The organism is Streptomyces chartreusis (genome assembly GCF_008704715.1).
Taxonomy (GTDB): Bacteria; Actinomycetota; Actinomycetes; order Streptomycetales; family Streptomycetaceae; genus Streptomyces; species Streptomyces chartreusis.
In genome coordinates, this window is the sequence record NZ_CP023689.1 from 6258577 (window position 1) to 6270129 (window position 11553).

The 11553-nt window shown below is 72.7% G+C and carries 8 protein-coding genes; 4 read left to right on the forward strand and 4 right to left on the reverse strand.

The window, feature by feature from the left end; all coding sequences use genetic code 11:
• Positions 1–56: 56 nt before the first annotated feature.
• From CP983_RS27535 to CP983_RS27545, 3 genes are all read left to right on the forward strand, one after another.
• Positions 57–3776, forward strand: a complete 3720-nt coding sequence (locus tag CP983_RS27535) for an ABC transporter ATP-binding protein (protein WP_150502443.1) — start codon at positions 57–59, stop codon at positions 3774–3776.
• 102 nt (positions 3777–3878) lie between these two features.
• Positions 3879–4271, forward strand: a complete 393-nt coding sequence (locus CP983_RS27540; RefSeq protein ID WP_030967590.1) for a hypothetical protein — start codon at positions 3879–3881, stop codon at positions 4269–4271.
• Between the two features lie 115 nt (positions 4272–4386).
• Complete coding sequence (locus CP983_RS27545) at positions 4387–5796, forward strand: alpha/beta hydrolase family protein (RefSeq protein WP_150502445.1); 1410 nt, start codon at positions 4387–4389, stop codon at positions 5794–5796.
• Positions 5797–5830: 34 nt separating this feature from the next.
• On the opposite strand, the gene CP983_RS27550 is transcribed toward CP983_RS27545, so the two are convergent.
• Complete coding sequence (locus CP983_RS27550; protein ID WP_150502447.1) at positions 5831–6493, reverse strand: hypothetical protein; 663 nt, start codon at positions 6491–6493, stop codon at positions 5831–5833.
• A gap of 141 nt (positions 6494–6634) precedes the next feature.
• Positions 6635–8488: a glycoside hydrolase family 3 protein gene (locus tag CP983_RS27555; protein ID WP_150502448.1), complete on the reverse strand. Its 1854-nt coding sequence runs from the start codon at positions 8486–8488 to the stop codon at positions 6635–6637.
• A gap of 434 nt (positions 8489–8922) precedes the next feature.
• Here CP983_RS27555 and aroA point away from each other — a divergent pair, with 434 nt between their 5' ends.
• Positions 8923–10167 (forward strand): 3-phosphoshikimate 1-carboxyvinyltransferase, encoded by a 1245-nt coding sequence (aroA, locus tag CP983_RS27560; protein WP_150502450.1) that lies wholly within the window; start codon positions 8923–8925, stop codon positions 10165–10167.
• Here aroA and CP983_RS27565 read toward each other — a convergent pair.
• The gene (locus tag CP983_RS27565; protein ID WP_150506910.1) at positions 10164–10826 is read right to left on the reverse strand and encodes a hypothetical protein; all 663 of its coding nucleotides are present in this window, start codon (positions 10824–10826) and stop codon (positions 10164–10166) included. The genes aroA and CP983_RS27565 overlap by 4 nt on opposite strands.
• A 5-nt stretch (positions 10827–10831) precedes the next feature.
• Entirely contained in the window at positions 10832–11407 is a 576-nt protein-coding gene (locus tag CP983_RS27570) for an RNA polymerase sigma factor (protein ID WP_150502452.1), read from the reverse strand.
• Positions 11408–11553 lie beyond the last annotated feature (146 nt).

Genomic DNA, 11553 nt, shown 5'->3' on the forward strand with positions numbered 1-11553 from the left:
CGGAGCTCGTCGGCGTTGGTGCCTTCCGGTAGATCAGGACGGACGGAGGGCACCGCGTGGCAGCGCAACGGGGATGGGCACGACGGCTGTGGGGTTACGCCTGGCGTCACCCCAAGGACGTGGTCCTCGCACTCGGCTCGTCCCTCGCCGGTATGGCGGTCATGGCGATCGTGCCGCTGATCACCAAGGTGATCATCGACGACGTGATCGGCGACAAGAGCCGCGGCATGGCCGTCTGGGCGGGCCTGCTGGTGGGCGCCGCGCTCATCGTCTACGTCCTCACCTACATCCGTCGCTACTACGGCGGCCGTCTCGCCCTCGACGTCCAGCACGACCTGCGGACCGACATGTTCGGGACGATCACCCGGCTCGACGGCCGGCGCCAGGACGAGCTGTCCACCGGGCAGGTCGTCGGCAGGGCCACCAGCGACCTCCAGCTGATCCAGGGCCTGCTCTTCATGCTCCCGATGACCATCGGGAACTTCGCCCTGTTCCTGATCTCCCTGGTCGTCATGGCCTGGCTGTCGCTGCCCCTGACACTGGTCGCGCTCGCCGTGGCCCCCGCCGTGTGGTGGATCGCGCGGCGCAGCCGGGCCAGGCTGCACCCCTCCACCTGGTACGCCCAGGCCCAGGCCGCCGCCGTCGCGGGCGTGGTCGACGGGGCCGTCAGCGGCGTCCGCGTGGTGAAGGGCTTCGGGCAGGAGGACCAGGAGACCGGCAAGCTGCGCGAGGTCGGCCGGCGGCTGTTCGCGGGCCGGCTGCGCACCATCCGGTTCAATTCCAGGTACACCCCGGCGCTCCAGGCCGTCCCGGCCCTCGGCCAGGTCGCGATGCTCGCGCTCGGCGGCTGGCTGGCGGTGCGCGGGCACATCACCCTCGGCACGTTCGTCGCCTTCTCCACCTACCTCGCCCAGCTGGTCGGCCCGGTCCGGATGCTCGCGATGGTGCTCACGGTCGCCCAGCAGGCCCGCGCCGGCACCGAGCGGGTCCTCGAGCTGATCGACACCGAGCCGTCGATCAAGAACGGCACCAAGACCCTGCCCGCCGACGCGCCCGCGACCGTCGAGTTCGACGACGTGGCCTTCGGCTACGCCGACGAGCGCCCCGTCCTCGACGGGCTGAGCTTCGAGATCCGGCCCGGCGAGACCCTCGCCGTCGTCGGCTCCTCCGGCTCCGGCAAGTCCACCGTCTCCCTCCTCCTCCCGCGCTTCTACGACGTCACGCGCGGCGCCGTCCTGATCGGCGGCCACGACGTGCGCGAGCTGACCACGGACTCGCTGCGGGCCGCGATCGGACTGGTGCCGGAGGACTCCTTCCTCTTCTCGGACACCGTCCGCAACAACATCGCCTACGGCCGCCCCGACGCCACCGACGAGGAGATCACCGCCGCCGCGCGCGCCGCCCAGGCGGACCGTTTCATCGCCGAGCTGCCCGAGGGCTACGACACCAAGGTCGGCGAGCACGGCCTCACCCTCTCCGGCGGTCAGCGCCAGCGCGTCGCGCTCGCCCGCGCGATCCTCACCGACCCGCGGCTGCTCGTCCTCGACGACGCGACCTCGGCGGTGGACGCCCGCGTCGAGCACGAGATCCACGAGGCGCTGGGGCACGTGATGGAGGGCCGCACGACCCTGCTCATCGCCCACCGCCGCTCCACCCTGGGCCTCGCCGACCGCATCGCGGTCCTGGACGCCGGCCGTCTCGCCGACATCGGCACCCACGACGAGCTCCAGGAACGCTCCGCCCTGTACCGGCGCCTGCTCACCGACCCCGACGAACTCGGCGGCGTCTCACCAGGCCACGCCCAGCCGGCCTGCCCGCGCGAGGACACCTCCGTACGCGACGAACTGGACGCGGAGTTCGACGCCGAACGCGGGGTGACGCCGCGGCTGTGGACCGGGGACCGGGAGCCCAAGGACCTGGCGCTCGCGGAGTCCCCGGCGACTCCCGAGCTCCTCGCCCAGGTCGAGGCGCTGCCCCCGGCCATCGACGTCCCCGACATCGACGAGGCGCGCGCGGTGCGCCCGGAGGAGAGCTACGGGCTCAAGCGGCTGCTGCGCGGATTCGGGCCGCCGCTGCTGATCAGCCTCGGCCTGGTCGCCATGGACGCCGGCATGGGGCTGCTGCTGCCCGTGCTGATCCGGCACGGCATCGACGACGGTGTCACGGCGGCGGCGCTCGGCGCGGTCTGGGCGGCGGCCCTGCTCGGCCTGGTCGCGGTGATCGTCCAGTGGGCGGCGCAGATCGCCGAGACCCGGATGACCGGGCGCACCGGCGAACGCGTGCTGTACTCGCTGCGGCTGAAGATCTTCGCCCAGCTCCAGCGGCTCGGCCTCGACTACTACGAGCGCGAGCTGACCGGCCGGATCATGACCCGGATGACCACGGACGTCGACGCGCTGTCGACGTTCCTCCAGACCGGCCTGGTCACCGCGTTCGTCTCGGTCGTCACCTTCTGCGGCATCATGGTCGCCCTGCTGGTCATCGACATCGAGCTCGCGCTGGTCGTCTTCGCGACGCTGCCGCCGCTGATCGTCGCCACGTACTACTTCCGCCGGGCGAGCGTGAAGGCGTACGAACTCGCCCGTGAGCGGGTGTCGGTGGTCAACGCCGACCTTCAGGAGTCGGTGTCCGGGCTGCGGATCGTGCAGGCCTTCCGGCGTGAGCAGGACGGCGGCGCACGGTTCGCCGAGCGCAGCGACAGCTACCGCCAGGCGCGTATCCGGGGCCAGTGGCTGATCTCGATCTACTTCCCCTTCGTGCAGTTCCTGTCGTCGGCGGCCGCGGCGTCGGTGCTGATCGTGGGCGGCACCCGGATCGACGCGGCCACGCTGACGACCGGCGCGCTGGTGGCGTACCTGCTCTACATCGACCTGTTCTTCGCCCCGGTCCAGCAGCTCTCCCAGGTCTTCGACGGCTACCAGCAGGCCACGGTCTCGCTCGGCCGCATCCAGGAACTGCTCCGCGAACCGACCTCGACGAAGGCCGCCGCCGAGCCGCTGGAGGTGCTGTCGCTGCGCGGCGAGATCGCCTTCGAGGACGTGCACTTCAGCTACGGCGACGAGGAGGAGGCGCTCGGCGGGATCGACGTCCGCATCCCCGCCGGGCAGACCGTCGCGTTCGTCGGCGAGACCGGCGCGGGCAAGTCGACCCTGGTCAAGCTGGTGGCACGGTTCTACGACCCGACCGGCGGCCGGGTCACCGTCGACGGCCAGGACCTGCGGGCCCTGGACATCACGTCGTACCGGCACCGGCTCGGGGTCGTGCCGCAGGAGGCGTACCTCTTCCAGGGCACCGTCCGCGACGCCATCGCCTACGGCCGCCCCGACGCCACGGACGCCGAGGTCGAGGCCGCGGCCCGGGCGGTCGGCGCCCACGAGATGATCGCGACGCTGGAGGGCGGCTACCTCCACGAGGTCGCCGAGCGCGGCCGCAACCTCTCCGCCGGCCAGCGCCAGCTGATCGCGCTGGCCCGCGCCGAGCTGGTCGACCCGGACGTCCTGCTCCTCGACGAGGCGACGGCCGCGCTGGACCTGGCCACGGAGGCTCAGGTCAACCAGGCCACCGACCGTCTCGCGGGCCGCCGTACGACCCTGGTGGTGGCCCACCGGCTGACGACGGCCGCCCGCGCGGACCGGGTGATCCTCATGGATCACGGCCGTGTCGCCGAGGACGGTACGCATGAGGAGCTGCTGGCGCTCGGCGGGCAGTACGCCGAGCTGTGGCGGACCTTCCTCGGCGAGGCCGAGCCGGAGGAACCGGTCGGGGCGGCCCGGTGAGGTCCCGCCCCGTGTCGCCGTGACGGTCGTGCAACCATCCGGCATACGCCGTGCGTCCGTACATCAGTACGCTCATTGCCGGTGTACGGGGAGGACAAGACGGTGGACAAAGGTGCGATACGCCGACGACTGGCGGTCGGCCTGGCGTTGCTGACGGCGTCCGGCGTGCTCGCGGTGGCGGTCCCGGCGCAGGCGCACGCCGCCGCGCCGACGCGCTGCGAGGGACGCAAGGTGAAGACGTACCCGTTCTCCACCGGCACCCTCTACGTCTACAAGCGCGGCGGTCACGTCTGCGTCATCACCCTGCCCAAGGACCCCGGCCGCTCGCAGTGGATGAAGGCCAGCGTCCAGGCGTACCGGGCGCACCCGGTCGCCGACGAGGGCCGGCGCTCCCGCCGGGCAGGCCCCGTCACCGTGTACGCCGGGCAGCGCTGTGTGTGGGTGAAGGGCCGGGTGGGACGGGGCTCGGTCAGCAAGGGCTGGATCCTCTGCTGAGCGGTGCCCCTCGCCGCCGTTCGGCCATCCCCGTGGCGAATTCCTCATCTCCCCTGGTGCGGTTGGTAGTTGCTCGCTAGCTTGCGGCGCACATCCGCTTCCCAGGGGAGGGTGAATGGTCCGCAAGACCCTCAGATGGCTGCTGACGCTCGCGCTGCTGACCGGCGCGCTCGGCACGGCCACGGCAAGGGCGGCCACCGCCGCCGAGCCGGACATCGAGGCACGGCTGCTGTCCATACCGGGCATGAGCCTCATAGAGGAGAAGCCGTACCCCGGCTACCGCTTCTTCGTGCTGTCGTACACCCAGCCGGTCGACCACCGGAACCCGTCCGCGGGCACATTCCAGCAGCGCCTGACCGTGCTGCACAGGGACGTCTCCCGCCCGACCGTCTTCTACACCAGCGGCTACGAGGTCTCCACGCGGCCCAGCCGCCGCGAGCCGACGCAGATCGTCGACGGCAACCAGATCTCCATGGAGTACCGCTACTTCACGCCGTCCCGGCCCGAACCGGCCGACTGGACCAAGCTGGACATCTGGCAGGCGGCCTCCGACCAGCACCGCATCTTCAAGGCGCTGGAACCGGTCTACGACCGCAAGTGGCTCTCCACCGGCGTCTCCAAGGGCGGCATGACCGCGACCTACTACGAGCGCTTCTACCCCCGCGACATGGACGGCGTCGTCGCCTACGTGGCCCCCAACGACGTGGTGGACAACGAGGACTCCGCCTACGACCGCTTCTTCGCCCGCGTCGGCACCAAGGAGTGCCGGGACCGGGTGAACGCGGTGCAGCGGGAGGCGCTGGTGCGCCGGGAGCCGATGAAGGAACGCTTCGCCGCCCACGCGGCCGAGCACGGTTACACCTTCCGCACGATCGGCAGCCTGGACAAGGCGTACGAGGCGGTCGTCCTGGACTACGTCTGGGGCTTCTGGCAGTACAGCCTGCTCAAGGACTGCGAGACCGTCCCGGCGGACGCGGCGCACGCCACCGACCAGGCGATCTGGGACGCCGTCGACGCGAGCGGCGGCTTCGACTTCTACACGGACCAGGGCCTGGAGCCGTACACGCCGTACTACTACCAGGCGGCCACCCAGCTCGGCGCCCCGATGATCGGGTTCCCTCACATCGAGCGCAAGCTGATCCGCTACGGCTACCTCCCGCCCCGCGACTTCGTGCCGCGCGAGATCCCGACGAAGTTCCAGCCGCGGGCCATGCGCGACGTGGACAACTGGGTCCGGCACAACGCCCGGCAGATGCTCTTCGTCTACGGCCAGAACGACCCGTGGGGCGCGGAACGCTTCCGCGTCGGCAAGGGCGCCCGCGACTCGTACGTCTTCGCCGCGCCGGGAGCCAACCACGGCGCCCTCGTCGCGGGCCTGGTGGAGCGGGAGCGCACCCTGGCCACGGCCCGCATCCTGGACTGGGCGGGCGTCGCGTCCACCTCGGGCGAGCCGAAGCCGTTGGCGAGGTTCGACGCGAGGCTCGACGTCCGGGAACCGGAACGGGAGCTCGCGATGCGGCCGTGATGTGCGCCGGCCGGTGACCGGGGGCTCCGCGCCCTCACACCGGCCGTGCGCAGCCCACCGGTTTCTCGCCGCCCAGCTGGACGTAGAGGGCCGTCGACAGCGGACAGTCGGTCCGCCGGTCGGCGGCCTTCGTCACCTCGTACTCCGGCTTCTGCTCCGCCCTGCCGTCGCAGGACGTCTCGCGGACCTGGCCGTCGCCGGAGTCGTAGACGCAGTCGCCGACGATCGTGCGGGGGCCGCCTCCGCCGCCGGGGTCGCCGGGGTGGGGCGCGGCGAGGTTGCGCATACAGGCGTAGCCCTGGGGGATCGCGCCGTCGCCGTCCTCGTCGGAGGTGCGGCTCTGTTCGCTGATGTGCAGCACGAAGTCCGTGGTCGCGGGGCACAGCGGGCCGTCGCCCACCGTGCCGTCGTGCCGGGCGACGACCCGCGCCGCCGCCCGTTCACCGGTGCAGGACACCTCGGTGAAGCTCGTCGTGCCGAAGGAACTGCACTCGTCGACGCCGAGGAACAGCGCGCCGTACCCGGCAGGGCGCGTCGGCGACACCTGCCGCCCGCTCGCGCTCGCGGTGGCGCTCCCGCTCCCGGCGAGCAGCCCGTCCTCCCCGGCCGCCCGTGACTGGTTCTGACATCCCGTCAGCAGCCCGACGAGCAGCACGAGCAGTGCACACGCCACCCCGGCACCACGTCTCCCACCCATCGCACTCCCCCCGGCTACCCCCGTCCAGCGTGGCCCGTCGAAGCGGGCGCACGCCAGGCGGTTGGGGTCCTTTGCGTAGATTAGGGGTGAGAGTGGCGATTGTGCGGCGTACGCGTTCTACGTCCAAAGTGCTACGGGTCGTCAGCGGTGCTTGTACGAGAGTCCGTGGCCGACCGGATAGAGGACCTCGGCCGGGTCGTCCGCCCGCTGCACCGGCACCGGCAGCCGGCCGCGCGGTGCCACCCGCCCGGCGATCACCCGGGCCGCCGCCCGCAGTTCGACGTCGGTCCAGGAGTAGGACGCCAGGACGGCCCGGACGGCGGGCAGCTGCGCCACGTCGTAGGGGTTGCGGATCGCCACCGCCACCACCGGCCGACCCGTCGCGAGGAGCTGCTCGACCAGCACCTTCTGCGCACTGGCCGCCGTGACGTTGTACGTCCCCACCACCACCGCGTCCGCCTCGCCCGCCGCCGCGACGGCCCGCGCGACGGTCGCCGCGGACGGTGCCGTACCGGTCGACAGGGCCGTCGCCGTGAAGCCCAGCTCGGTGAGGGCGGTGGCGAGCACGCCGGTCGGGGGACCCGTCGTCCCGGACGGGGAGGCCGGGTCGGCGCCCACCACCAGGACCCTCGGGTGAGTGCGACGGGACAGCGGCAGCAGCGACCCCTCGTTGACCAGCAGGGTCGTCGTGCGCTCGGCGATACGGTCGGCGACCGCGAGGTGGGCCGGGGTCCCGACGTTCCGGTCGACGCCGTCCTGGCTGACGCACGGCGCGTCGAACAGCCGCAGCTTCGCCTTCAGTCGCAGCACCCGCAGGATCGACTCGTCCAGCCGTGCCTCGGTCAGCTCGCCGTCCCGCACGGCCTTCAGGACCGCGTTCCAGGCGATGTCGAGGGACGGCGGATTCAGGAGCTGGTCCACGCCCGCCTTGAGCGCGAGGACGGGGACGCGGTCGTCGCCGTACTTCGTCCGTACGCCCTCCATGCCCAGCGAGTCCGTCACCACCAGCCCGTCGTAGCCCAGTTCCTCGCGCAGGATGCCGGTGAGGATCGGGCGGGAGAGCGTGGCCGGGTCGCCGGAGTCGTCGAGGGCCGGGACCATGATGTGCGCGGTCATGATCGAGTCGATGCCGGCGCGGACGGCGGCCCGGAAGGGCGGTGCGTCCAGGGTCTCCCACTGCTCCCGGGTGTGGGTGATGACGGGGAAGCCGTAGTGGCTGTCGACGGCGGTGTCGCCGTGCCCGGGGAAGTGCTTGGCGGTCGAGGCGACCTGCCGGCCGCGCTGGTATCCGGCCACCTCGGCGGCGACCATGCCGGCCACCGCGGCCGGGTCGGCGCCGAAGGAGCGCACGCCGATCACCGGGTTCGCCGGGTTGACGTTCACGTCGGCCACGGGGGAGTAGTTCTGCCGGATGCCGAGCGCCCTGAGCTCCTGGCCGGCGATCCGGCCGAGGGTGCGGGCGTCGGTGCGCGAGCCGCCCGCGCCGATGGCCATCGCGCCCGGGAGCAGGGTGGCGGGCTCGCCTACCCGGCAGACGATGCCGTGCTCCTGGTCGGTGGAGATGAGCACGGGCAGCCCGCGGGGCTGGGTGAGGGACGCGCGCTGGATGCCGTTCGACAGGTCGGCCATCTGATGCGGGTCGCGGGTGTTGTGCGCCCAGGTGAAGTAGATGATGCCGCCCACGCGGTACTTGGCGACCAGCTCGGCGGCCGTGCGGACGCCGATCTCCTTCAGGTTGGCGTCGATGTCGGCCTGGTCGGGGGCGGTCGCGGAGTGGCCGTAGACCCGCATGACGAAGAGCTGGCCGACCTTCTCCGGCAGGGTCATCCGGGCGATGAGGGCGCGCAGTTTCCGGTCGTCGGGGGCGGCGGCGTGGGCGGTCCCGCCCAGGGCCAGCGCGGTGGTGACGCCCGCGCCGGCCGCGAGGACCGTACGTCTGGACGGTGGTGCGGTGCTTCCTGTGCTTCCCCTGCTTCCCGTGCTGGTGTCGGGCACGTGCGCTCCTTCCGGAGGTGGTGCGCTGAAGGAAACTTCCAGGAGTCACCAATAACCGGGAAGTTTCTGCCAGTCAAGGGAATCGGCCGTACCGGAAGGCGGACGGCGACCGGAAAGGGGCCGCCATCGGCGCAGTTGGAGGGGGGCGCGCCGATGACGGCGTGCTGCCGGCCGCGGCACGGCGGAGAGGGTTGGTCAGCGATCGCAGCCAGCAGCGAGGGCCGACACCGCACCACGGTGACTCTCCGGCAGCTTGCGTGTTGGACGAGCGGGCATGGGGCTGGGTTCCCCGCGACGGGCGGAATCGGCGAAGTCGGTGAGCGGGAGGCGGGCGTGACGGATGAGTAGACGAAAGGGCGACGGCCGGCGACCGGCACGGGTCCATCCCGTGGACGTCCGGGCACGCGCCCAGCCGGCCGGGCGATCATGTGCGCATGCCCGAAGTCGCCGTTCCCGGCTCCAAGTCCATCACCGCCCGCGCCCTGTTCCTCGCGGCCGCGGCCGACGGGGTCACCACCCTGCAGCGGCCGCTGCGCTCGGACGACACCGAGGGCTTCGCCGAGGGGCTGACCCGGCTCGGCTACCGGGTCGGGCGGACCCCGGACACCTGGCAGGTCGACGGCCGCCCGCAGGGCCCCGCGGCCGCCGAGGCCGACGTCTACTGCCGTGACGGCGCGACCACGGCCCGCTTCCTGCCCACGCTGGCCGCCGCCGGCCACGGCACCTACCGCTTCGACGCCTCGCCGCAGATGCGCCGCCGCCCGCTGCTCCCGCTGACCCGCGCCCTGCGCGACCTCGGCGTGGACCTGCGGCACGAGGAGCAGGAGGGCCACCACCCGCTGACCGTGCGGGCGGCCGGCGTCGAGGGCGGCGAGGTGACGCTGGACGCGGGGCAGTCGTCGCAGTACCTGACGGCGCTGCTGCTGCTCGGCCCGCTGACCCGCGAGGGCCTCAGGATCACCGTCACCGACCTGGTCTCGGTGCCGTACGTCGAGATCACGATCGCGATGATGCGGGCCTTCGGCGTGGAGGTGCGCCGCGACGGCGACACCTTCGTCGTCCCGCCCGGCGGCTACCGCGCCACGACCTACTCGGTGGAGCCGGACGCCTCGACCGCGAGCTACTTCTTCGCGGCGGCCGCCGTCACGGGCGGCGAGGTCACGGTGCCGGGCCTGGGCGAGGGGGCGCTCCAGGGCGACCTGGGCTTCGTCGAGGTGCTGCGGCGGATGGGCGCACGGGTGACGGTCGGCCGGGACGCCACGACCGTCCGCGGCACCGGCGAACTGCGCGGCCTCACCGTCAACATGCGCGACATCTCCGACACCATGCCGACCCTCGCGGCCATCGCGCCGTTCGCGTCCGGCCCGGTGCGCATCGAGGACGTGGCGAACACCCGGGTCAAGGAGTGCGACCGCCTGGAGGCCTGCGCGGAGAACCTGCGCCGGCTGGGGGCGGACGTGGCGACGGGCCCGGACTGGATCGAGATCCGCCCCGGCGCCCCCCTCGCCGGCGGCACCGACATCAAGACCTACGGCGACCACCGCATCGTGATGTCCTTCGCGGTCACCGGGCTGCGGGTGCCCGGCATCTCCTTCGACGACCCCGGCTGCGTACGGAAGACCTTCCCCGGCTTCCACGAGGAGTTCGGGGCGCTGCGCGCACGCCTGGAGACGGCCTAGGCCGTCGGGAAGGCCGCCGTGGCCAGGACGCTTCCGTCGGCGGCCACCAGGCGGGCGCCGGTCAGGCTCGCCGGGTCGGTTCCGGTGGGCGTCGCCCAGTAGCCGTAGCCGTCCTTGAGCGGGAAGGAACCCGCCGAGGCCGTCGACCCGTCGGCGTGGACGAGCACACAGCGCACCGGGCCCCGGCCGGCCCCGTCGAGGTCGACGGACATGTACACCCAGCCCTCGTCGCCGGAGTGCGCGTAGATACGGCCGACCTCGCGGCCTTCGGACACCAGGGACGCCTCGCGCAGGCCGTCGTGGGTCCGCTGGGCCGGCGGCGGTGGCGCGGCCTCGACCGCCGTGCCGACCGCCCAGCCGCCGAAGCCGCAGGCCAGAGCCGTCGCCACGGCGGCCGCCGCCAGCCGGAGCCGGTGCCTGCGGGGCTTTCGCGCGGGTGCCGCGCCCAGTGCCCGTACGACCCGGCTCTCGAACCCGACCGGCGGCTCCGCGCCCGGCAGCAGGGCGAGAAGGCCGTCGCCGACCGTCGTCAGCCGCTCGATGTGCTCCCGGCAGTCCGGACAGCGGTCCAGATGCGCGACCGCCTCGGCTCGCTCGCGGGCGGGCAGGACCCCGAGCGCCAGCTCGGCGTCCAGCTCCCGCAGCCGCTCGCACTCCATGCCGCTCACCGCTTCTCCGCCGCCTCGATCAGGGCCCGTACCTTGAGCGTCCCGGTCCGGATCCGGGTCTTCGCCGTGCCCAGCGGAACGCCCTCGGACTCCGCGACCTCCCGCGCCGTCATCCCGTAGATCCCTGCCATCACCAGGGCCCGCGCCTGCTCCCGGGGCAGCTCCGCGACGGCCCGCCGCACCCGCTCCGCGCTGTCGTCGGCGAGCGCCCGCCGCTCCGGTGTCTCGGTGACGATGCCGAGCAGCCCGTCCAGGTCCTCCGGGGCGATGGGGCTGGCCCGCCGGGCCCGTACGGCGTCGATCGCCAGGTTGTGAGCGATGGTCGTCAGCCAGGCCCGCACCGAACCGCGCCGGGGGTCGTACACCTGCGCGTGCCGCCAGGCCCGCTCGAAGGTCTGCTGGGCGACGTCCTCGGCGAGCTGCACGTCGCCCAGGACGGCGACGGCCACGCCGAAGACCGTGCGCTGGAAACGGCGCACGAAGGCGACGGCGAGCTCGGGATCGCCCGTCGTCAGGCCGGAGAGCAGTGCCTCGTCGGGGACCCGCCCGAGGGAAAGGCCCTTGCGCCACATATCAGGGATACGTTCCGTCGCCCGGAAGGGATTGCCATACGCGATGTGCCGATGGCCGATGGCGATAGCCGATGTGCTGATGCGCCGATGTGTCGTGGGTCCATTCTCCGCCCGCGGGATCCCGCGGGACCGCAATCCCTCGGTCC

Coding starts and splice junctions, on each gene's coding strand:
- CP983_RS27545 (WP_150502445.1), top strand. CDS start 4,387: ATGGTCCGCAAGACCCTCAGATGGCTGCTGACGCTCGCGCTGCTGACC.
- CP983_RS27550 (WP_150502447.1), bottom strand. CDS start 6,493: ATGGGTGGGAGACGTGGTGCCGGGGTGGCGTGTGCACTGCTCGTGCTG.
- aroA (WP_150502450.1), top strand. CDS start 8,923: ATGCCCGAAGTCGCCGTTCCCGGCTCCAAGTCCATCACCGCCCGCGCC.
- CP983_RS27565 (WP_150506910.1), bottom strand. CDS start 10,826: ATGGAGTGCGAGCGGCTGCGGGAGCTGGACGCCGAGCTGGCGCTCGGG.
- CP983_RS27570 (WP_150502452.1), bottom strand. CDS start 11,407: ATGTGGCGCAAGGGCCTTTCCCTCGGGCGGGTCCCCGACGAGGCACTG.